We start from the raw sequence: 21,176 nt of genomic DNA on the forward strand, positions 1-21,176 counted from the left end.
ACATGACCAGTCTCCAAGTCTCCTCAAGCAAGCACCTGCCTTTCAATGAGCAGCCCCCCGTAGACGGCAGCGACGCCGCGCCCATTGTGCTTCTTCATGGCTTTGGTGGAGACCGGCAGACCTGGGTCAACATTCAAACGGCGCTCTCGCCCTCCAGAAAATCGATTGCGTTCGACCTTCCAGGCCATGGACAGGCGCTGGACTGGCCCAGGATCGGACATGCTGGCGTCGCGGCAAAAGCCGTCGCTCAATCGCTTGAGACACTTGAGCTGGAGCGGGTCCATCTCGTCGGCCATTCCATGGGCGGCGCGGTCGCATCCCTGGTGGCCCTGAAAGACATTGAGAAAGTGGCGAGCCTGACACTCCTCGCGCCCGGCGGCTTTGGCCCAGAGATCAACCACAAGCTTCTTCGCCGCTATGCCGCCGCGACCGATCCGGCAGAAATGGAAATGCTGCTCGAGCAGTTTTTCGGCTGGGAGTTCAAATTGCCAAAGTTCCTGGCCAAAACAGCTGCCGAAGGCCGTGCCAGACCGGGCGCGGTCGAGACCTTGACGGCAATCGCCGAGGAAATCATTGACGGCTCGGTGCAAAAGACCCTGCCACGTAAGGAAATGGCCGAGCTGCCCATGCCGATCAAGGTGATTTGGGGCACCCAGGATCGTGTCTTGCCGACCCGGCAGTCCCACAAGCTGCCTGGCATAATTGCGACCCATATTTTCGAAAGGGTCGGCCACATGCCGCATCTTGAGATCCCCCAGGACGTCGTTCGGTTGATCCTTCAAAACGCACAGTCGGCCTGATTTCCACCAAGAGGCAGAGCTGCTGAGTGCCCGCGCGCGATTCCATTTTGCCATTGGCGGCAAGCTTGGTAAGACCGCGCCAACATTGAGCTACTCGCCGCGATAGCAAGAGCAATTCTGGAGCCTGAATGACCACTCCCACCGCACAAAAGCCTGTCGACGCGATTGTCACTGCGGTCTCCGGATATGAACCCAAACACATGGCCGTTTGGTTCAACTCACTGAAGGCGACATCCTTTGATGGACGGATCTTCGTCATCGCCTATGACGTGAGCGAAGAGCTGGTGACCTATATGGAAGGACAAGGCGCAACCGTCCTGACCTTCCAGCATGACCCAAAGAAACGCCGCTACAGCTATTCTCAGCTTGCGGAAGAAATCGAAGATCATACCGACGCGGGCAAACTGCGGGTCGACAGCCGCTGGACCTGGATCCGCCGGATCTTGCGCTTCAAGGACAAGGTGCATGATCGGCGCTTTTTCCACGCCAGCGAGCTCTTGCGCGCGCATTGCGAGAAAACGGGCGAGACCTTCCGCTTTCTGGCGTTTTCCGATGCGCGCGACGTTGCGTTTCAGTCAAACCCGTTTGACTGGCTGGAAGCCGAATTGGCAGACGACAAGGATGTTGCCGTGTCAGTGGAAGGCATCACACACCGCGATCCCTGGAACAGCCGCATGATGATCAAGGTCTTTGGCAAACATGCCTTGCGGCGCGTTGCGGACGCACCTGTCATCTGTTGCGGCTATTTTGCCGGGCGTTTCGAACCGATGCTCGATTTCATGCTGGCGAATTACTATTTCGATCAAAGCAAGCGGATCGGCGATCAGGTCGCGATGAACCAGCTGTTGAGTTTCAAGGCCTGGCGACAGCTGACCGTGGTGACAGACTGGAACACGCCCTGGACACTCCATGCCTGCACGCTGATGGAGCCCTCTGAAAGCCCCGGGAATTTTGCTGACCCTGCAACCTTGCCCGTCTTCAAGGACGGCATAGTTACGACGCGCGGCGGAGCCCCCTTTGCAGTCGTGCACCACTACGACCGCCATTCGGGAGTGGCTGAGCACCTGGAAGCCAAATTCGGAACGCCCTAGAAAAGCTCAATCAAGCCACGCCTCACGCCGCTGGCAAAAGGTCGTCACGCCAGCTCTCGCCAATCACGCGGCGAGCCATCATGTGGGAGCGCGGCGAATTGATGCTGTCGACGGCAATCAGACGCCCGTCCTTCAGATAGGCGACATAGAACTTGTTGTCCTTGGGTTCGCCGATTGTCCGCGTTTCGTCGTAACCATCCGACAGGCCCGCGATCTGAAGCTTGATGTCGTATTGATCCGACCAGAACCAAGGAAGAGGGTCGTAGTCCACGTCTTCGCCAAGAATCGACTGCGCCACAATCTTCGCCTGATCGATGGCGTTCTGGACGCTCTCCATCCGGACGGATCGACCATAGCGGTTGGAATAAAACCGCGTGCAATCGCCAGCAGCATAGATTTTGTCGTCGCTGGTCAATCCCGCACCGTCAACGATGATGCCATTGTCGGTCTCAAGACCAGCCGCACCGGCCAGATCATCATTGGGTTCTGCGCCAATGGCCACAAGCACGAGATCCGCGGGCACGATCTCTCCGCCTGCAACCTTGACGCCAGACACCGCATCTTGGCCCACAATCGCTTCAACCCCGGTTCCGAGCCGAAGTTCAACACCCTTTTCCCGGTGTAGCGCAGAATAGAATTCGGAGATGAACGGCGAAACGACCCGCTTCATGGGCCGGTCCTGCGCCTCGATTACAGTCACATCCTTGCCGAGCTGATTGGCAACGGCAGCGACCTCGAGGCCGATGTATCCGGCACCGACGATGGCAATCTTCTGACCCGCCAGCAATCTCTCGCGGATGCCGTCGACATCGGCAATGGTCCGCAGCGTCACGACACCTGCCAGATCTGCTCCCGGGATTGGCGCATGACGCGCACGCGTACCCGTCGCAATGACCAGCTTGTCGTAGCCGATGGTATCGCCGTTTTCGAGAGAAAGGCGCTGTGCCCCTCGGTCAATCGAGGAAACGCTTGTGCCCGGGATAAGGTCAATATTTTGCGTCGTGTAGAAAGCAGGCGGGCGAAGCAACAGCGCCTCGGAGCCGATTTCGCCCAGAAGATACTTCTTTGACAGCGGCGGTCGCTGGTACGGCGGAGTTACCTCGTCACCGATCAGGCGGATCGGCCCTTCGAAGCCACCCTGACGAAGGGATTGCGCGACCTGAGCCCCAGCCTGGCCCGCTCCGATAATGACGACCGTATCCTGCATTCCACATCCACCATCTAGACAAAAGCTATGTGACTTCATCACCTAGCATGTGGCGCCTCCGTCCGCCAGACAGACACAACGCCGCGACGGGGCTCGCGGCGTTGTAAGAACTCAATCGGTATATGAACGTTCAGGCCGCGCGAACGCCTTCAAGGAACCGCGACGCCTCCGCCCTGATCAGAGCGGCCTGTTCTGACAGAGACGAAGCGACGCGCTCCACCTCGGCGCCTGTCGCACGTGAGTGCTCGGTCGCAGCCCCGACATTCTCCATCAGCTCGGCACCTTCGTCGGAGCGGTGGGAGGCATCGGAGACATTGCGAGCGATCGACTGAACAGCCTCGTCCTGCTGAATCACTGCCGTTGCAACAGAAGACGCAAGGCCTTCCATGTCGGAAATGATCCGTGTGACGTCCTCGATCGCGGACATGGCCTGGTTCGAGGATCCCTGGATCGCTTCAACCTGGACACCGATGTCGCCAGTTGCCTTGGAGGTCTGGTCAGCAAGCTGCTTCACTTCCGCTGCCACCACCGCAAAACCTTTGCCGGCTTCTCCGGCACGTGCGGCCTCAATGGTCGCGTTCAGGGCCAGAAGGTTGGTCTGATCGGCAATCTCGCGGATCAACCCCATGACTTCGCCAATGCGCATCGCTGCCTTGGACAGTTCGTCCATCGTGCGATACGTGCCCTTGGCGCTCTCCACCGCCTGTTTTGCAACATCGGTGGAGCGGTTCGCCTGTCCGGAGATCTCATTGATCGAGCTGGCCAGAGCTTCACTCGCAGTTGCGGCGGAATTCACGTTCTCGGCCGCGACACGAACAGCCGAAGAAGCCTGGGACGCCTGTCCGGCCACATCATCTGCCGCTGCTTCCACCGCAGAGGAGGTCTGCATCAATTCATCGGTAGACCCGTCAAGCTTCTTGAGCGCCGCGCCAAGGGACGTCTCGAAGTCTCCGATCAGGCTTTCAAGCCGCGCGACACGGCCATCGCGGTCCATGTTCTCCTGCTGCTGCTGCTCGGCCAAACGCACCCGCTCGATCGCATTTTCGCGGAAAACGGCAACCGTTTTTGACATCTCGGAGATCTCGTTTCGACCGCCGACGTCAGGCAACTCCACATCTGAGCTGCCACTGGCCAGGCGAACCATGGCCTTCTGCAGGCTGGCAAGCGGCACCGAAACGGAACGGCCGATGACGATTGCAAGCACGGATAGGCCAATGAGCATGGCAAGGATCACCGCCCCTACGACCGTTCCTGAAAGGGCACGGATCTCCGAGAGTTCCTTTTCAGCGCTGACCTGCGCGGCCTGGGCCGCGGCATTCAGGGCTTCAACGTGTGGCGGCACGAGGGAAAACAGCGACGCCAGCAGGTCCGCGGACTTTGCCCGCTCTGCAATCGCGACCGTATAGGCTTCGAACGCGACTTTATAAGCCGACATTTTCTCGCCCATGTCAGCCTTGATTTCATTGGGCATATAGGCCTTCTTCAACAGCCCCTCAAAGGTCGTGAAGGCAACCGTGAAGTTCTCCAGATACGCTTCGGTCTGGTTCAGGATGAACTCTTTTTCCGCCAGCTGGACCGCAAAGACAGCACGCAGCAGCTTCTCGAAATCCGGCCCACCGCCAAACTTCATTTCCTCTTTCAGTCGAAGCTGGGCGTCACCGGCTGTTTGCGTCAGGACACCCAGAAGACCATCGTTGAATGAGTAGCCGATTTTCTTCTGTACGGAGTCCAGCATTTCAAATGCGCCAGCCGTGCCCTCGAACGTGTCAAGGACATCCGCGATTTGCGGCTTGAGTTCCGCGGCGACCGACAGGGAAGAAATCTCTTCAACGATCGACTGCGCCGTGGCAAGCTCACGATTGAACCCCGCATGGGCGTGTGCATCAGGCGCCGCCAAATAGCCCTTTTCGATGACCTGCATGGTTGCGGCGTGATCGGAAAGGTCCGCCACCTTGCGAGACAGCTCGGCGCTTTGCTCGAGGCCCTGAAATGCGGCAGCGATCTGATTTTGGCTCCACCAGAAGATGCCTCCAATGAGAAGCACGCCAATCGCAGTCAAAACACTCAAAAATGAAATGCGCGCCCTTACGGACAAATTTGATAAGCCAAACAAAGTTGATTGCGCTTTGGACATAGCCGGTCTAACCGTCCCCGTAGCTGAAACTGGGTGATCCCTAAACTGCATAGTTCAGCACGATTGGTTAATGAAACGTCGCTTTTAAGTTGAATTGAACCCATAAGAATGCCCAAAACGCGCGCACGCTCACAAAACATTCAAATCGCTACGGCAATCCAGACCCTTGGAACAGATCCTTGCAAAAAATACTAATAATCTGTGCGCCCATTTTCTTCGTTCTGCTCTGGTCGACAGGCTTCATCGGGTCAAAGTTGGGCGCGCCATATGCCGAGCCAATGGTGTTCCTGAGCCTGCGCTTTCTCCTCGTTTTGCCGTTCCTAGGATTGATCGGCTTTTTCGCCAAGGCTGACTGGCCACGATCCCCGAAGATGATTGCCCATTGCATCGTGACCGGCATGCTGGTTCACGGCATCTATCTCGGAGGGGTCTTCTGGGCCATTGACCAAGGTATGCCGGCAGGCTCGAGCGCGATCATCGTCGGGTTGCAGCCTGTGCTCACCACATTGACCGCTGCCTTGATTCTTGGCGAGCGCATCCTGCCGAAGCACATGCTCGGTCTTGCTATCGGCGGGCTCGGCCTGGTTCTCGTGCTCTCACCAAAGCTCGGCCAGGCAGGCTCGGGCATCGATGCAGTCACCATCGCCTCGGTCCTCGCCGCCGTGGTCGCGATCAGCCTTGGCACGGTATACCAGAAGCGCTTCGTGCCGCAGACCGATCTGCTCGCCGCCACACTCTGGCAATACATAGGCGCCCTCTTCGTGACCGTTCCGCTGGCCTTCCTTGAAGATTGGACGGTTGTCTGGTCGGGCGAGTTTGTCTTCGCGCTCTTGTGGCTGACGTTCGTGCTTTCGATCGGCGCCATCTTGTTGCTGATGGTGTTAATCCGCCAGGGCGCCGTTTCCGAAGTAGCCTCGCTTTTCTACCTTGTCCCGGTTGCGACCGCGATCGAAGGCTATTTTCTATTCGGCGAAACGCTCACCTTGCTGCAGATGCTCGGCATGGCACTCGTCGTCTGCGCAGTGCTTTTGATTCGCTTGCGCCTGCGTAAGTCCGAGCCGCTCAAGACGGCTTCCGGGTGAGTGTCCGCTGGCGAATAAGTGCAGCGTTCAGTTCTCCGCCCAAGATAAAAAACAACGAGCAGATATAGAGAAAGACGAGCGCGGTCATGATGCCGGCCAACCCGCCGTAGGTGGAGACGTAGTTGGCAAAGCTTGCGAGATAGGCTCCGAACGCCATGCCCGAGACCATCCAGAGCACCAGTGTGGCGAGAACGCCCGGCAGCATGGCCAGAAAGCTTCGCTTTCCAGCCGGTAAGAGCCAATGGACCATCAAAAGTCCGACCACAAGCAAAGAGCCCGCCAGCGAATAACGGGCGATTTCAAAGGACGCCAGGAGATCCTGTGCGACGGGAACCCATGCCGTGATCGCGGCGATCACCAAAGGCGCGAGAACCACCAGAAACGTATAGGCAATCAGGATCACCGCGCCGAGAACGACAAGCGCGAGCGACTGAAGCCGCAGCAGGACGAAAGAACGGGTTTCCCGCTGGCGATAGGCCCGGTTCAGCGCGGTCCTCATGGCTTCGATGCCATTTGAGGCGAACCAGATGGCGGCAACGACACCAAAGGTCAGAACGTCACCGCGAGGAACGGTCAGCACCTGATGAATTTCCCGGACCACCGGTGCGGCAACCCGGTCCGGCCATGTGTCAAACACAAGGTCGGAGACCTGGTCCGCCGTTCCTTCCAGGCCAAAGTAGCCAGCAAGCGCAGCGATGAAGATCAGCAGCGGAAAAATCGCCAGCAGGGCGGACAGGGCAACATGGCTGGCCATGGCGAAACCATCATCCCGGTTGAAGTGGCCAAGCGCGTCGCGAAGGACCTGGTAACCGGAGCGGGCAAACAAGCGAAAAGACATATTCGGATCAGAGTCGGGATGCGTGAAAAGGTCAAGGGTGGGGAAGCCTGACGCTTGGTCAATGCGCCGAAAGACGAAGAAATAACAGCTCGACAAAGCACCTGCTGCGGCGCAACATAGATGCAAGAAGGCAACGTTTTAAGCAACAAAAGAATACGGAGACGCCGATGTCGACCGCAGCCATGCCGTCAACAGAACAAACAACGGGCCTCGCTGCGCTGACTGCTAGTGCTGTCGCGACGCTGGACCTTCTCCTGGACAAGGCCTCGCGCAATGTGCGTTCACTCGTCTTGGATGGCGAACGCATTTCGTCAACTTTGATGGAGGCCGAGCAGCGTGCGACCCACGGCCTCGCATGGTTCGCGACCTACGTTGAATCCCTCCGCCAACTTGATGCCTATGCCAGCCGGTTGAGCGAACAGGGCCGATATGGCGAACTTGAGGAACTCATCGTTCGTCTCGGCTTCGGTGAGTATCTGGCCCAGGTCTTCGGCGGCATGCCCATGAACCAGGGCGAATTCGTGAGACTGTCGGACCTAGGCCTCAGCACGTCTGACATCGCGGCCGGGCGTACCGATGACATAGAAGAGCTCATTGCGAGCGGCAACACGGCCGAAACGCGCCTCAAGCTCACCGAACTCATTCGGCATCAGGCAGGCCAATCCACCTTCGGCGATTGCGGCCTTGAAGAAACCTACGAGCAGATCCGCAATGAAATGCGCCGGTTCGCCGAGGACAATGTCACGCCTTTTGCGCATGAGTGGCATCTGAAGAACGACTATATTCCGCTCGAAATCATCTCGCAGATGGCTGAACTTGGCGTCTTCGGACTGACGATTCCGGAAGAATACGGCGGGCTCGGCCTCGGCAAGGAATCCATGTGCGTTGTGTCCGAAGAGCTTTCCCGCGCCTACATCGGCGTCGGGTCCCTCGGCACCCGCTCGGAAATTGCAGCCGAGCTGATCCTCTGCGGCGGCACGCAGGAGCAGAAGGAAAAATGGCTGCCGTTGATTGCCTCTGGCGAAACCCTGCCAACGGCGGTCTTCACCGAGCCAAACACCGGCTCGGACCTTGCGTCGTTGAAGACGCGTGCGGTTCGTGAGGGCGACGTGTGGAAGGTCTCCGGCAACAAGACCTGGATCACCCATCCGGTCCGTGCAGACGTCATGACATTGCTGGTGCGCACCGACCCGGATCAAGCCGGTTACAAGGGCCTGTCCATGCTCCTGGCCGAAAAGCCGCGCGGCACCGACGAAGATCCCTTCCCGGCTGAGGGAATGAGCGGCGGCGAAATCGAGGTCCTTGGCTACCGCGGCATGAAGGAATATGAAATCGCCTTCGACGGATTTGAGGTCAAAGCCGAAAACCTTCTTGGCGGAGAGGAAGGGCAAGGCTTCAAGCAGCTGATGCAAACCTTCGAAGGCGCGCGGATCCAGACCGCGGCACGCGCCCTTGGCGTCGCGCAAGCCGCCCTGGATCTTGGCTTGCGCTATGCGGAAGAACGCATCCAGTTCGGCAAGCCGCTTATCGCCTTCCCGCGCGTTTCTGACAAGCTCGCCATGATGGCCGTGGAAGTGATGATTGCCCGGCAGTTGACCTATTTCTCAGCTTGGGAAAAGGATTCCGGGCGCCGCTGTGATCTGGAAGCTGGCATGGCCAAGCTTCTCGGCGCGCGCGTTGCCTGGGCGGCCGCGGACAACGCACTTCAGATCCACGGCGGCAATGGTTTTGCCTTGGAATACCCGGTGTCACGGGTCCTGTGCGATGCGCGAATCTTGAACATCTTTGAGGGAGCTGGCGAGATTCAGGCCCAGGTGATCGCCCGCCGTATCCTGGAAACGCGCGGTGTCAACTAAGCGCTCAATTGCGAGAAAATGCGGGTTGGCATTGACCTTGTCTGCCCGCACCCCCACTTTCTTTGTATGAAATCGCCATTCGACGACATCGATTTTGATCCTGAGATCCTGGGCCCCGAAGAGGAGCAGCGGCGAAGCCTGCGCGAAAAGCTGCTTCGCACGACGCGAAAGGCGGCCAGGCAAATGCCCTTCATGGAAGACGTCGTCGCCGGCTACTACTGCGCACTAGACCCGGCAACGCCGACGAAAATTCGCGCGGCCGCTCTCGCGGCCCTCGCCTATTTCGTGCTTCCCATCGATGTGATTCCCGACTTCCTGCTTGGCGTCGGCTTTGGCGACGATGCCGCGATCCTGATGACCACGATCTCGATGATCCGGAGCCACATTCGCCCGGAACACATAGACGCTGCCCGGGAAACGCTCGAAACCGGCGAGCTCAAAGACTAGTCGCTCGTCACACGCCAGCTGCCCGACGTTCTGCCCGCAATCACCCAGTAGACAAAACCCGCGAGAAACCCTGCTGCCAAGGCAATGGTGGTTCCCGGACGGATCGCCGTCGCTGCTGCATCCGGATCCAGTGTCCAGACGCCAAGAGCGATCAGCCCCGCCGCCCCGACATGGTAGACGACCCCACGCCAGCTCAGGAGTTCAGCGACTGCAATCACGATCAGGCCGGGGATCATCGCAAAACCACCCAGGACACTCGCTGTGACAAGGCCTGTGCCAATCATCGCGGCGAAGGCGACTGGATCCTGCGCAGTGCCGGCATCTTGAAAAAAGCCCCAGGCAAGGAAGAGCCCGCAAGACAAAACGGCCGCAATGAACCCGACAGTGCTTTTGACCAGCTGAAACAGGAGCTTTCCGCCATCAACCATCCCTTGTCATACTCCGCTGGCCTGCCATGGCAGGTCTGTTTTCACTCGATAGGCTGCTTAACAATCTTGTTCCGGTCCCCATATAAGGCCTGAAACACCGAAATGCACTCGGTTCTCCGAGTGCCGGCAACCAGCGTCAGGAGCCCACGAATTCAATCCTTTGGCCGCTTTCAGATAAGTGCGTGATTGATTTCAGTTGACTTTTGGCTGGTTTCACGGGATTTTCGAGGGAATTCCACGACTGCGCTGTAGCAGTGTATCCTCGGCATCCGTGCACGGGGATGTTTGTGCATAAAGCACGATTGGAATGAAAGACAGCAAGTTCAACAACACAGGAGATTGCGACCATTCGCCGTCCGTTCCGCGCCCCGCCTCCAAGCAAGGATGGCCCGCGCACCAATCACGAAATTCGCGTCCGCGAAGTCCAGTTGATCGATCACGAAGGCTCCAACCGCGGGATTATTCTCACAGAAGAAGCCATGGGCATCGCCATGGAAGCTGGCCTTGACCTCGTTGAGATCCAGCCCAATGCCCAGCCGCCAGTCTGTAAGATCATGGACTATGGGCGTCACAAGTATCAGAACCAGAAGAAAGCTGCTGAGGCTCGCAAGAAGCAAAAGACCGTCGAGATCAAGGAGATCAAGATGCGTCCGAACATCGACACCCATGACTATGAGGTGAAGATGCGCAACATGCTTCGGTTCTTCAATGATGGCGACAAGGTCAAGGTCACGCTGCGTTTCCGCGGACGTGAAATGGCTCACCAGGACCTGGGCATGAAATTGCTGCACAAGGTTCGTGATGAGACGACCGAAATTGCGAAGGTCGAGTCCACACCGCGCCTGGAAGGCCGCCAGATGGTGATGGTCCTCGCGCCGATCAAATGATCGAGCTGCGAACCACCTGAACGGTTAAAACAAAAACCCCGCCAAACTGGCGGGGTTTTTTATTTGCGCTGCAGCGTCAGCTCCCGACCCTTAGGACAGCGACACCCAGCCGTCCTGTTTCTCGGATTCAAACATAGCGTCGAGAATGGCCATGTTCTGAACCGCATCAGCAGGTCCGTAGGGCAAGTCGATCTCACCCTTGATGGCCCGGCCGAACACATCGACCAACTCGGCATATTGATCGCTTGGCGGCACGGTTTCCGTGGTGGCCGAAACATCGGCAAAACCGCTGCCATCGTCAATGCGCAAAGTGGTTTCACTCTCTTGCAGCGCATTGAAAGGCACCATGATCTCAAGCCGCGCCTTGGACCCAAAGAGATTGACTCGCTGATAGGGTACGAGCTGGGTTGAAACCGTAAAATCGAGCCGACGGCCCTGGCCGAAATCCAGCAACGCGCTTGTCAGGCGGTCGGTCCCGAAGTCGGGATCCCGATCGATCAGAGACAACACACGTTTTGGCTCGTCCTCGAAGAAATAACGGCCGGCGACCATCGGATAGCAGCCAATATCAAGCAGGGCTCCACCGCCAATGTCGGCCTTGTTTCGAATGTTGCCGGGATCTGCGTTGAAGTAGCTGAAAAACGACTGGATCGCGCGCAGCTCGCCCAATGCGCCCGAGCGTATGATCTCGCGCGCCCGGATCCATTGCGGATGGGCCCGGACCATGAAGCCCTCGGCGACAAGCCGGTCTTTCGGCAGATCCAGAAGCTGGCGTGCTTCTTCTGCATTCAGCGCAACCGGCTTTTCGCACAGCACATGTTTGCCCGCCTCGACCGCCTTCAACGTCATCGGCACATGAAGATGATTTGGCAGCGGATTGTAGATCGCATCAATGTCGGGATCGGCCAGCAGCTCTTCGTAGGACCCGTAAGCCTTTTCAATGCCAAGTCCGGATGCCGCTGCCTGCGCGCGCTCAAGCCCGCGCGACGCCATTGCAGCCGCCACACCGGTTTTCGAGTGCTGGATGCCCGGAATAACCTTTTCGGCGCCGATCTTTGCGGTCGAGAGGATTCCCCACCGGATCGGATTCTGGTCCTTGGTCATGATGAACGCACCTCATTTTTGATGTTTGAACGTCGCGGCATCACCCACGAATTGGCAAACCTCCGACTTGGACCGTCGGATCATTTTGGAAAGAACCGGGAAATTGACAGCATTTGCCGGTATTGACCAGCCCCCCGAATGCGCGCACCCAAATGAAAAGACCGGCGCGGCTTGCGCCCACCGGTCCACTCACCCGTCAATGGCCGTCAGACTGGGCCCTTAGAACTTTTGAGGCACGTAAAGCTCGTCCGGAAGCACCTTGCGCTCATAGTCCGGATTGAAAACACGCTCCGGTAGATGGATCGGATCGTGCGGCACATCCTCGTAGGGCATCATCGAAAGCAGATGATTGATACAGTTCAACCGCGCCTTCTTCTTGTCGTTGCCCTCAACGATGAACCATGGCGCCTCGGGGATGTTCGTGCGCTCCAGTGTCTCTTCTTTCGCCTTGGTGTAATCTTCCCAGCGCTTGCGGGATTCCAGATCCATCGGGCTCAGCTTCCACTGTTTCAGCGGATCATGAATGCGCATGAGGAAGCGCAGCTGCTGCTCCTGATCGGTGATGGAGAACCAGTATTTCACCAGCACGATGCCGGAGCGCACCAGCATGCGCTCGAACTCGGAGACGTCGTTGAAGAAGGCTTCGACCTGGTCTTCGGTGGCAAATTCCATCACGCGTTCCACGCCGGAACGATTGTACCAGGACCGGTCGAACAGAACCATTTCGCCGGCAGCTGGAAGATGCGGGACATAGCGCTGGAAGTACCACTGGCTTTTCTCGCGCTCCGTTGGCGCAGGCAAGGCCACGACCCGGGCAACGCGTGGGTTCAGACGCTGGGTGATCCGCTTGATGACACCACCCTTGCCGGCCGCATCACGGCCTTCAAAAACGACCACGAGCTTCTGACCGGTGTGCTGTACCCAGTCCTGAAGCTTCACCAGCTCCGCCTGCAACCGGAGCAACTCGTGGAAATAGGTCGTGCGATCCAGATCCGACTTGTGCTTGAGATCGGAAATAAAGGCCAGTTCCTTGGCGATCAGATGATCGTCGATTTCCATTTCCAGCTCTTCGTCCAGGCTGTCCTGCCATTCGGCTTCAACCCAGGTGCGGGCGCTGTCATCGCTCATCTGATTGTCCTTCTCAAATCCACCAAATATGTGCGCCGACCGACGGCTCACACCAGACAACTGTCAATCTTGAGTCTGTAACCGTTTTTTGACAGTTCGGCACTTGTCCAATGACACACGGGGTCATTTCAGCGGCAAAACAGCTTTTTGATTGAAAATGAATGATCGTTCATTTACTTTTCTTCTTGGGAGGAAGAATGCACGCAGATGAAGACATCATGCCAATGGCAGAACGCGAACCGTCACCGCGCAAGGGATCGCGTACGGCGGCACGTGTGCGCGCGTCTGCGCTGAAGCTCTTCGCCCGCCATGGCTACGCAGCCGTCTCCATGCGCCAGATCGCATCGGATGTCGGCGTCCAACCGAGCGCGCTCTACAACCATTTCCCGACCAAGCAGGACATTCTCAAAGACCTGATGCTGTCGCACATGCGTGACCTTCTGGACGCATGGCCCCCTTTCGCAGACGAAGCAGGCCAGTCGGCAGATCCCCTCGATGTCTTTGTCCGCTTCCACATCCGCTATCACCTGCAGCGCCGGGAGGAAGTCTTCATTTCCTACATGGAGCTTCGCAATCTTGAGCCAGAAAGCTTCGCCGAGGTTGAAGCAGAACGGCGCCGTTATGAGTCAATCCTGAAGGCAATTCTCGAAGACGGCCAAAAGAGCGGTGCCTATCGCATTGCCGATACCGGCGTCGCCGCCCGCGCCATCATCGCGATGCTCACCGGCATTCCCAATTGGTACCGGGAAAACGGCCCTCTTTCGGCGGATAAAATCGAAGAAATCTATCTCGAAATGGTCCGCGGCAGCGTTGCCGCCACACCCCTGACCGCCAGTATCGAAAGCGACTGACATGACCGTCTTGAAATCAAACCTGTCATCGCGCAGCCCGGAGTTCTCAGCCAACAAGGCCGCCCATGAAGCTGCCATGGCAGAAATCCAGGCTGCCGCCGCGCGCGCTTTCGACGGCGGCGGCGAAAACGCCCGTCAGCGCCATGTCTCCCGTGGCAAGATCCTGCCGCGTGAGCGTGTCTCCCGCCTGCTTGATCCGGGCTCTCCTTTCCTGGAGGTCGGCACTCTGGCCGCCCACGAGATGTATGACAACGCCGCTCCGGCTGCAGGCATGATCGCCGGCATCGGCCGTGTCGAAGGCCAGGAAGTCATGATCATTGCCAATGACGCTACCGTCAAAGGCGGCACCTACTATCCGATGACCGTGAAGAAGCATCTGCGCGCCCAGGAGATCGCCGAGCAGAACAATCTGCCCTGCGTCTATCTGGTCGATTCAGGGGGCGCGAACCTGCCGAACCAGGATGAGGTTTTCCCCGATCGCGATCACTTCGGCCGCATCTTCTTCAACCAGGCCAACATGTCGTCGAAAGGCATTTCCCAGATTGCCGTGGTCATGGGGTCCTGCACCGCCGGTGGCGCCTATGTTCCGGCCATGTCCGACGAGACCATCATCGTCAAGAACCAGGGCACCATCTTCCTCGCAGGCCCGCCCCTCGTGAAGGCGGCTACCGGTGAAGAAGTCAGCGCCGAAGATCTCGGCGGCGGCGACGTTCACACCCGCCTGTCCGGTGTCGCCGATCATCTGGCCCGCGACGACGCTCATGCGCTTGCACTCGCCCGCCGCTCCATCGCCAGCCTCAACCGCTCCAAGCAGTTTCAGGTCGCCATGCAGACGCCGGAAGACCCGCTCTATGACCCCGAGGAAATCCTTGGTGTGGTCCCGGCAGATCTGAAGACGCCCTACGACATCCGAGAAGTCATCGCCCGCACGGTCGACGGGTCCCGTTTCGATGAATTCAAGGCTCGTTACGGCACGACGCTCGTCTGTGGCTTCGCCCATATCCACGGCATTCCGGTCGGCATCATCGCCAACAACGGCGTTCTGTTCTCCGAAAGCGCCGTCAAGGGCGCCCATTTCGTCGAGCTCTGTTGCCAGCGTAAGGTGCCGCTGGTCTTCCTTCAAAACATCACCGGTTTCATGGTCGGACGGACCTATGAATCTGGCGGCATCGCCAAGGATGGCGCAAAGCTGGTGACCGCCGTTGCCACAGCCAAGGTGCCCAAGGTCACCATGCTGGTCGGCGGGTCTTTCGGTGCCGGCAACTACGGCATGTGTGGCCGCGCCTTCGATCCACGCTTCCTCTGGACCTGGCCGAATTCGCGCATCTCGGTAATGGGCGGCGAACAGGCAGCAGGCGTTCTGGCAACCGTCCGCCGCGATGGCATCGAACGAAAGGGCGGATCCTGGTCGCAAGACGAGGAACAGGCGTTCAAACAGCCCATTGTCGACCAGTTTGAACAACAGGGACATCCGCTCTATGCCTCGGCGCGCCTCTGGGATGACGGCATCGTGGATCCGCGCAAGACGCGCGACATCCTCGGTCTGTCACTTTCGGCTGCGCTGAATGCACCGATCGAAGACACCCGCTTCGGCCTGTTCCGGATGTGATCTGATGAAACTGGAAGATCTCAAGCAAAGATATCCGGATGCGATCGCCTTCAAGTTCGGCGATGGACCGGAGTTAAGTGCCCAACTGGTCGCGCTCGTGCGGTCCGGCAAAAAGACAGCCACCTGCGGCGCGCTACGGGATTTTGGAGATGGCGGGGAACCGCTGCCCAAGGAAGGCCGCAGGAACATCGTCCTGAACTGGGATAGTTCGCCAGCCCTGGTCATTGAGACCATTCAGGTGGAGCAGGCCCGCTTCTGTGATGTCGAAACCGACTTCGCACTTGCCGAGGGCGAGAATGACACGCTCGAAGGATGGCAGCACGACCATCAGAAATTCTTCGAGCGGAACGGCGGATTTGATCCCGAAATGATGCTCATCTGCGAGCGCTTCAAACTGATCGAAGACCTGAAGACGGAAGGCGACTGACAATGTTCAAGAAGGTCCTCATTGCCAATCGTGGCGAAATCGCCTGCCGGGTCATGGAAACCGCCAAGAAGCTCGGCATCAAGACCGTGGCGGTCTATTCGGACGCAGATGCCGGCGCAAAACACGTGGCCATGGCCGATGAAGCCTATCGCATCGGGCCGGCCCCGGTTGCCGAAAGCTATCTGCAGATCGGAAAGATCATCGAGGTCTGCAAGACATCCGGTGCTGAAGCCGTGCATCCAGGCTACGGCTTCCTGTCGGAAAACCCGGCCTTTGTGGACGCGCTGGATAAAGCAGGCATCGCCTTCATCGGTCCGAGTGCCGCGTCCATCCGGGCCATGGGCCTGAAGGATGCCGCGAAGGCGCTGATGGTCGAGGCAGGAGTGCCTGTGGTCCCCGGCTATCACGGCCAGGAGCAAGACCCAGACTTCCTGGCGGCAGAGGCTGAGAAGATAGGCTATCCGGTTCTGATCAAGGCCCGTGCGGGCGGCGGCGGCAAGGGCATGCGCCGCGTGGACGACCCGGCGGACTTCAAGGATGCACTCGACGGCGCCTCCCGGGAAGGCGAGGCCAGCTTCGGCGACGGCCGTGTCCTGATCGAGAAATATCTGACCAAGCCGCGCCATATCGAAATCCAGGTTTTCGGCGACAAGCATGGCAATGCGGTGCATCTGTTTGAGCGTGACTGCTCTCTCCAGCGCCGCCACCAGAAGGTCATCGAGGAAGCCCCTGCCCCGGACATGCCGGAAGCCATGCGCAAGGCCATGGGTGAAGCCGCGGTCAAGGCGGCCAAGGCCATCGACTATGCCGGCGCGGGCACCATCGAATTCATCGCCGATGTGTCCGAAGGCCTGAACTCCGACCGTTTCTATTTCATGGAAATGAACACCCGCCTTCAGGTGGAGCATCCGGTGACGGAAATGATCACCGGAGAGGATCTGGTTGAATGGCAGCTGCAGGTCGCAGCCGGCGCGCCATTGCCGAAAGCCCAGAATGAACTCAGCTTTTCCGGCTGGGCGCTCGAAGCGCGTCTTTACGCCGAAGATGCACCGAAAGGCTTCCTGCCTGCGATCGGAACCCTGAGCCACCTGCATTTGCCAGACACTTATGCCCGCATCGACAGCGGCGTGCGCTCTGGCGACGAGATCACGCCCTTCTATGATCCGATGATTGCGAAAGTGATCGTCCATGGACCGACCCGCGAAGCAGCCCTGGGCAAATTGCTCGGCACGCTCGAAGACACCCAGGTAGCCGGCTGCGTGACCAATGCCGGGTTCCTGGCGAACCTCTGCCGTCACAAGGGTTTTGCCAACGGAGATGTCGACACTGGGCTGATCGACCGGGATCTGGAAGAGTTGATCGCCGAGGTTCCGGCCCCGGCTGAAGTCATCGGCCTGGCCGCCCTGGCCGCGCTGGGTCTTGCCGAAGAGCGCCATGGCACCGATGCCTGGGACAGACTGGCCGGCTGGCGCATGTGGAGCGCGTCGCGCCAATATGCGCTACTGGACATCGCCGACGAGCGTCAGGACGTCGAAGTTCACGCCCTTGGCAACCGGCGCTTCTCCGTCCATCTCGACGGCACGCCGCGGGATTTCCAGCTCGTCAGTCTGGAAGACGGCGCCATCGTCTTTGACTGCGACGGCGTTCGCAAACGCGCCGCCATTGCCCTTGCACGGGATGCGGTGACCGTCTTCTTTGATGGCCACGCCCATCGGATCGGTCTGCCGGATCGTCTTGCAGATGAGGATGAAGCCGCCAGCGCCGGGGACCAGGTCATTGCTCCCATGCCAGGACTCGTCAAAATCCTGAACGCCAAGGTCGGCGATACGGTCGCCAAGGGCCAGCCGCTCGTCGTTCTGGAAGCCATGAAAATGGAGCACACACTGAAGGCCCCGCGCGACGGCGTTGTCGCTGAAGTCATGGCGGCCGAAGGTGAGCAGGTGCAGGATGGAACGGTGCTCGTGGCCCTTGCCGAGGAAGACGCAGATGCTGCCTGAGGCGCACACATACGAAGAACTGGTTGAACGCTTCGAATGGCAGATCCCCGAGACGTTCAATATCGGGTCCGCGATCTGCGATGCCTGGGCGGACCGTGAGCCGGAACGCGAAGCGCTCGTCTTTATCGATGCGGACGGGACAGCGCAAAGTTACAGCTACGGCGATCTGAAACGCCTGTCGAACCAGCTGGCATCGCTCTTTCACGGCCGGGGGCTGGTACGGGGCGACCGTGTCGGCGTACTCTTGCCACAGCGCCCTGAAACAGCCTTTACCCATATAGCGGCTCTCAAAAGCGGAGCAATCACGATCCCGCTTTTCACCCTGTTCGGGGATGAGGCACTTCAATACCGTCTTGGCAATTCAGGTGCGAAAATCGTTGTCACCGATGCCGCCGGTGCGGAAAAGATCGAGCGCATCCGCCATGAACTGCCCGATCTTGAAACCGTGCTGTGCACGGATGGCGCCCGTTTCGGCGCGCTTGATCTTGCTGCAGAAATGGAGGGCCGGTCCGAACGGTTCGCGCCGCTTGCCACCAAGCCAGGCGACCCCGCGATCATCATCTATACGTCCGGCACCACCGGCCAGCCCAAGGGCGCGCTGCATGGCCACCGGGTCCTGCTTGGACACCTGCCAGGCGTCGAGATGAGCCATGACTTTCTTGGACAACCCGGCGACCGCATATGGACGCCGGCCGACTGGGCCTGGATCGGCGGCCTTCTCGATGTCCTGATGCCCGCGCTGTATCTCGGCGTCCCGGTTGTTGCCTGCCGCTTCAAGAAGTTCACTGCGGAAGCTGCGTTCGAACTGATCGAACAGCAGAAGATCCGCAACGCCTTTCTGCCGCCCACCGCGCTGAAGATGATGCGCCAGGTCCCTGATCCGGAGAAACGCTGGACCCTCAACATGCGCTCCATTGCGTCCGGTGGTGAGACCCTCGGCGCGGAACTCATCGCCTGGGGCCAAAAGACTTTCGGACTGACGATCAACGAATTCTACGGCCAGACCGAATGCAACATGATCGTCTCGAGCTGCGCATCGGTCATGGAGGCCCGCGCGGGCATCATGGGGCGCGCTGTGCCTGGCCATGACGTCAATGTGGTCGATCTTGACGGCAAGATCCTGCCAGAGGACACGCTGGGGAACATAGCCGTGAAGTCGCCAGATCCGGTCATGTTCCTCGGCTACTGGGACAACGAGCAGGCCACCAGGGCCAAATTCGCCGGTGACTGGCTTTTGACCGGTGACAAGGGCACCCGGGATGCGGACGGCTGGATCACCTTCGTCGGCCGCGATGACGATGTCATCACCTCTTCCGGCTACCGGATCGGCCCCGGCGAGATCGAGGATTGCCTGTTGAGACATCCTGCCGTCGCGCTGACTGGCGTTGTCGGCAAGCCTGATCCGCAACGCACGGAAATCGTCAAAGCGTTCATCGTTCTCAAACAAGGCATCGAGGGAACGAACGACCTAGCGGCGGAGATCGCGAAATTCGTGAAGACACAGCTCGCCGCCCACGAGTATCCGCGTGAGATCGCCTTCGTCGACACGCTTCCCATGACAACCACCGGCAAGGTCATCCGGCGTGAACTGCGGTCGATGCCCGACGATGGCATCGCCACTTCGAAATGAGAGACACACAATGAGTGAATTCGTCACCATCTTCGAAATGGGACCGCGCGACGGGCTCCAGAACGAAGCTGTTTTCGTTCCCACCGAAGACAAGATCAAGCTGGTCGACATGCTCTCGGACTGCGGCTTCCGCAAGATTGAGGTGACCAGCTTCGTCAGCCCGAAGTGGGTTCCGCAAATGGCGGATGCAAAGGAAGTGCTGGAAGGCATCTACCGGCATCCAAGCATTTTCTACACAGCGCTGACGCCCAACGTGAAAGGCTACAACGCCGCCAAGAAAGCCTCCGCGGATGAAGTCGCCATCTTCGGCTCGGCGTCCGAAGGCTTTTCGAAAAAGAACATCAACTGTTCCGTCGCCGAAAGCATCGAACGCTTCAAGCCCCTGGTCGAAAAGGCCCATGAGGACAGCATGCCGGTGCGCGGGTACATTTCCTGCGTCACCGATTGCCCCTATGACGGCGCAACGCCTCCGGAAGAGGTCGCTCGCGTTGCCGGGTTGTTCATGGACCTTGGCTGCTACGAGATTTCCCTCGGAGACACCATCGGCAGCGGCACGCCGGAAACCATCTCCACGATGCTGGAGGCTGTCTTGAGCGTTGTTCCGGCCGACAAGCTTGCCGGTCACTATCACGACACCAAGGGACGGGCCGTCGACAACATCGAAGCAAGCCTCGAAAAGGACGTGCGCGTGTTCGACGCCGCAATTGGCGGCCTCGGCGGCTGCCCCTATGCGCCGGGCGCAAAAGGCAACGTGGCGACAGAGGCCGTGGCCGAGCTCTTGCATCGCAAGGGTTTTGAAACCGGCCTCAACATGGACAAGCTGAAGCTTGCTTCCGACTTTGCACTGTCTTTGCGGAGTGACGACGCATGAGCTTTGAAACCATCTCCATTTCGACGGATGACCGCGGTGTCGCGACCCTGACGCTGGATCGGGAAGACAAGCACAACGCCCTCTCCGCCAGAATGATCGACGAGCTGACAGCTGCCGCCGCCCAGCTGGGTGCGGATGACAAGGTTCGGGTCGTGGTACTGACGGGCGCCGGAGACAGCTTCTGCGCGGGCGGAGATCTGGGCTGGATGCGGGAACAGTTCCATGCCGACCGGGAAACCCGCATGGCTGAGGCCCGCAAGCTTGCCATGATGCTGAAGGATCTGAATGAACTGCCAAAGCCGCTGGTCGGCAAGGTACAAGGTCAGGCCTTCGGCGGTGGCATCGGCATGATGAGCGTCTGCGATGTCGCCGTTGCCGTCAACGGTGCGAAATTCGGTCTGACCGAGACTCGCCTCGGCCTCATCCCGGCGACCATCAGCCCCTATGTTCTTGCGCGCATGGGGGAAGGCAAGGCGCGCCGTGTCCTCATGTCCGCGCGTCTTTTCGAAGCCGAGGAAGCCCGCGATCTGGATCTGGTCGCAAAGGTGGTGGAGCCGGGCGACCTCGATGCCGCCATTGAAGCAGAGATCAAGCCCTACCTCGGCGCAGCACCCGCCGCTGTTGCCGCGTCCAAAGCGCTCGCCCGTTCTCTGGGACCAGTAATCTCGGATGCTGAAATCGACGACACGATCGGCCGGCTAGCCGACACCTGGGAGACCCCGGAAGCGCAGGAAGGCATCAGCGCCTTCTTCGACAAGCGAAAACCGAACTGGGTGACGAAGAGCTAAA

At 59.1% G+C, this 21,176-nt stretch carries 19 protein-coding genes; 13 read left to right on the forward strand and 6 right to left on the reverse strand.

Going from position 1 to position 21,176, the window contains the following annotated elements:
- The first annotated feature begins 2 nt into the window (after positions 1-2).
- Entirely contained in the window at positions 3-800 is a 798-nt protein-coding gene (locus tag IG617_RS13105; protein WP_192109686.1) for an alpha/beta fold hydrolase, read from the forward strand.
- Between the two features lie 128 nt (positions 801-928).
- Positions 929-1,891 (forward strand): hypothetical protein, encoded by a 963-nt coding sequence (locus tag IG617_RS13110; RefSeq protein WP_192109687.1) that lies wholly within the window; start codon positions 929-931, stop codon positions 1,889-1,891.
- Positions 1,892-1,913: 22 nt separating this feature from the next.
- Here IG617_RS13110 and IG617_RS13115 read toward each other — a convergent pair whose 3' ends face one another.
- Together IG617_RS13115 and IG617_RS13120 are read right to left on the reverse strand one after the other, a co-directional pair.
- A complete protein-coding gene (locus IG617_RS13115; protein WP_192109688.1) occupies positions 1,914-3,098 on the reverse strand; it encodes an NAD(P)/FAD-dependent oxidoreductase in 1,185 nt (394 codons plus the stop codon).
- 130 nt (positions 3,099-3,228) lie between these two features.
- Entirely contained in the window at positions 3,229-5,166 is a 1,938-nt protein-coding gene (locus tag IG617_RS13120; RefSeq protein ID WP_209008470.1) for a methyl-accepting chemotaxis protein, read from the reverse strand.
- Between the two features lie 245 nt (positions 5,167-5,411).
- Between IG617_RS13120 and IG617_RS13125 the strand changes: the two genes are divergently transcribed.
- Complete coding sequence (locus tag IG617_RS13125; RefSeq protein WP_192109690.1) at positions 5,412-6,314, forward strand: DMT family transporter; 903 nt, start codon at positions 5,412-5,414, stop codon at positions 6,312-6,314.
- On the opposite strand, the gene IG617_RS13130 is transcribed toward IG617_RS13125, so the two are convergent.
- Positions 6,295-7,152 carry a YihY/virulence factor BrkB family protein gene (locus IG617_RS13130; protein WP_192109691.1) on the reverse strand — a complete coding sequence of 286 codons (858 nt, stop codon included), beginning with the start codon at positions 7,150-7,152 and terminating at the stop codon, positions 6,295-6,297. The genes IG617_RS13125 and IG617_RS13130 overlap by 20 nt on opposite strands.
- A gap of 167 nt (positions 7,153-7,319) precedes the next feature.
- Between IG617_RS13130 and IG617_RS13135 the strand changes: the two genes are divergently transcribed.
- Positions 7,320-9,008, forward strand: a complete 1,689-nt coding sequence (locus IG617_RS13135) for an acyl-CoA dehydrogenase family protein (RefSeq protein ID WP_192109692.1) — start codon at positions 7,320-7,322, stop codon at positions 9,006-9,008.
- A gap of 66 nt (positions 9,009-9,074) precedes the next feature.
- Complete coding sequence (locus IG617_RS13140) at positions 9,075-9,455, forward strand: YkvA family protein (protein ID WP_192109693.1); 381 nt, start codon at positions 9,075-9,077, stop codon at positions 9,453-9,455.
- Here IG617_RS13140 and IG617_RS13145 read toward each other — a convergent pair.
- Positions 9,452-9,883, reverse strand: coding sequence for a translation initiation factor IF-3 (locus IG617_RS13145; protein ID WP_192109694.1), 432 nt, complete (start codon positions 9,881-9,883; stop codon positions 9,452-9,454). The two genes, IG617_RS13140 and IG617_RS13145, sit on opposite strands and share 4 nt — an antisense overlap.
- Before the next feature lie 347 nt (positions 9,884-10,230).
- Between IG617_RS13145 and infC the strand changes: the two genes are divergently transcribed.
- On the forward strand, positions 10,231-10,770 hold the full coding sequence (infC, locus tag IG617_RS13150) for a translation initiation factor IF-3 (protein ID WP_153771341.1): 540 nt from the start codon (positions 10,231-10,233) through the stop codon (positions 10,768-10,770).
- 90 nt (positions 10,771-10,860) lie between these two features.
- On the opposite strand, the gene IG617_RS13155 is transcribed toward infC, so the two are convergent.
- Positions 10,861-11,874 carry a Gfo/Idh/MocA family protein gene (locus tag IG617_RS13155; RefSeq protein ID WP_192109695.1) on the reverse strand — a complete coding sequence of 338 codons (1,014 nt, stop codon included), beginning with the start codon at positions 11,872-11,874 and terminating at the stop codon, positions 10,861-10,863.
- A 219-nt stretch (positions 11,875-12,093) separates the two neighbouring features.
- Positions 12,094-13,002, reverse strand: coding sequence for a polyphosphate kinase 2 (gene ppk2, locus IG617_RS13160; RefSeq protein WP_153771343.1), 909 nt, complete (start codon positions 13,000-13,002; stop codon positions 12,094-12,096).
- A gap of 197 nt (positions 13,003-13,199) precedes the next feature.
- Here ppk2 and IG617_RS13165 point away from each other — a divergent pair, with 197 nt between their 5' ends.
- From IG617_RS13165 to IG617_RS13195, 7 genes are read left to right on the forward strand one after another with little or no spacing between them, the layout of a single operon-like run.
- Entirely contained in the window at positions 13,200-13,853 is a 654-nt protein-coding gene (locus IG617_RS13165; protein WP_254170553.1) for a TetR/AcrR family transcriptional regulator, read from the forward strand.
- A gap of 1 nt (position 13,854) precedes the next feature.
- Positions 13,855-15,462 carry a carboxyl transferase domain-containing protein gene (locus IG617_RS13170; RefSeq protein WP_192109696.1) on the forward strand — a complete coding sequence of 536 codons (1,608 nt, stop codon included), beginning with the start codon at positions 13,855-13,857 and terminating at the stop codon, positions 15,460-15,462.
- A 4-nt stretch (positions 15,463-15,466) separates the two neighbouring features.
- The gene (locus IG617_RS13175; protein ID WP_192109697.1) at positions 15,467-15,889 is read left to right on the forward strand and encodes an ASCH domain-containing protein; all 423 of its coding nucleotides are present in this window, start codon (positions 15,467-15,469) and stop codon (positions 15,887-15,889) included.
- Positions 15,890-15,891: 2 nt separating this feature from the next.
- Positions 15,892-17,886: an acetyl/propionyl/methylcrotonyl-CoA carboxylase subunit alpha gene (locus tag IG617_RS13180; RefSeq protein WP_192109698.1), complete on the forward strand. Its 1,995-nt coding sequence runs from the start codon at positions 15,892-15,894 to the stop codon at positions 17,884-17,886.
- A complete protein-coding gene (locus IG617_RS13185; RefSeq protein WP_192109699.1) occupies positions 17,876-19,516 on the forward strand; it encodes an acyl-CoA synthetase in 1,641 nt (546 codons plus the stop codon). The genes IG617_RS13180 and IG617_RS13185 overlap by 11 nt, the downstream gene beginning before the upstream one ends.
- A 10-nt stretch (positions 19,517-19,526) precedes the next feature.
- Positions 19,527-20,387: a hydroxymethylglutaryl-CoA lyase gene (locus IG617_RS13190; RefSeq protein WP_192109700.1), complete on the forward strand. Its 861-nt coding sequence runs from the start codon at positions 19,527-19,529 to the stop codon at positions 20,385-20,387.
- On the forward strand, positions 20,384-21,175 hold the full coding sequence (locus IG617_RS13195) for a crotonase/enoyl-CoA hydratase family protein (RefSeq protein ID WP_192109701.1): 792 nt from the start codon (positions 20,384-20,386) through the stop codon (positions 21,173-21,175). Before IG617_RS13190 ends, IG617_RS13195 begins: the two co-directional genes overlap by 4 nt.
- The last annotated feature ends 1 nt before the right edge of the window (position 21,176 follow it).

Source organism: Roseibium polysiphoniae (genome assembly GCF_014842925.1).
Classification (GTDB): domain Bacteria; phylum Pseudomonadota; class Alphaproteobacteria; order Rhizobiales; family Stappiaceae; genus Roseibium; species Roseibium polysiphoniae.

What these genes read in the sequence shown, in the direction of transcription:
- IG617_RS13115 (WP_192109688.1), bottom strand. Translation starts at nt 3,098, where the DNA reads ATGCAGGATACGGTCGTCATTATCGGAGCGGGCCAGGCTGGGGCTCAG.
- ppk2 (WP_153771343.1), bottom strand. Translation starts at nt 13,002, where the DNA reads ATGAGCGATGACAGCGCCCGCACCTGGGTTGAAGCCGAATGGCAGGAC.
- IG617_RS13135 (WP_192109692.1), top strand. Translation starts at nt 7,320, where the DNA reads ATGTCGACCGCAGCCATGCCGTCAACAGAACAAACAACGGGCCTCGCT.
- IG617_RS13155 (WP_192109695.1), bottom strand. Translation starts at nt 11,874, where the DNA reads ATGACCAAGGACCAGAATCCGATCCGGTGGGGAATCCTCTCGACCGCA.
- IG617_RS13165 (WP_254170553.1), top strand. Translation starts at nt 13,200, where the DNA reads ATGCACGCAGATGAAGACATCATGCCAATGGCAGAACGCGAACCGTCA.
- IG617_RS13170 (WP_192109696.1), top strand. Translation starts at nt 13,855, where the DNA reads ATGACCGTCTTGAAATCAAACCTGTCATCGCGCAGCCCGGAGTTCTCA.
- IG617_RS13195 (WP_192109701.1), top strand. Translation starts at nt 20,384, where the DNA reads ATGAGCTTTGAAACCATCTCCATTTCGACGGATGACCGCGGTGTCGCG.
- IG617_RS13180 (WP_192109698.1), top strand. Translation starts at nt 15,892, where the DNA reads ATGTTCAAGAAGGTCCTCATTGCCAATCGTGGCGAAATCGCCTGCCGG.
- IG617_RS13145 (WP_192109694.1), bottom strand. Translation starts at nt 9,883, where the DNA reads ATGGTTGATGGCGGAAAGCTCCTGTTTCAGCTGGTCAAAAGCACTGTC.
- IG617_RS13140 (WP_192109693.1), top strand. Translation starts at nt 9,075, where the DNA reads ATGAAATCGCCATTCGACGACATCGATTTTGATCCTGAGATCCTGGGC.
- IG617_RS13185 (WP_192109699.1), top strand. Translation starts at nt 17,876, where the DNA reads ATGCTGCCTGAGGCGCACACATACGAAGAACTGGTTGAACGCTTCGAA.
- IG617_RS13110 (WP_192109687.1), top strand. Translation starts at nt 929, where the DNA reads ATGACCACTCCCACCGCACAAAAGCCTGTCGACGCGATTGTCACTGCG.
- IG617_RS13130 (WP_192109691.1), bottom strand. Translation starts at nt 7,152, where the DNA reads ATGTCTTTTCGCTTGTTTGCCCGCTCCGGTTACCAGGTCCTTCGCGAC.
- IG617_RS13175 (WP_192109697.1), top strand. Translation starts at nt 15,467, where the DNA reads ATGAAACTGGAAGATCTCAAGCAAAGATATCCGGATGCGATCGCCTTC.
- IG617_RS13105 (WP_192109686.1), top strand. Translation starts at nt 3, where the DNA reads ATGACCAGTCTCCAAGTCTCCTCAAGCAAGCACCTGCCTTTCAATGAG.
- IG617_RS13190 (WP_192109700.1), top strand. Translation starts at nt 19,527, where the DNA reads ATGAGTGAATTCGTCACCATCTTCGAAATGGGACCGCGCGACGGGCTC.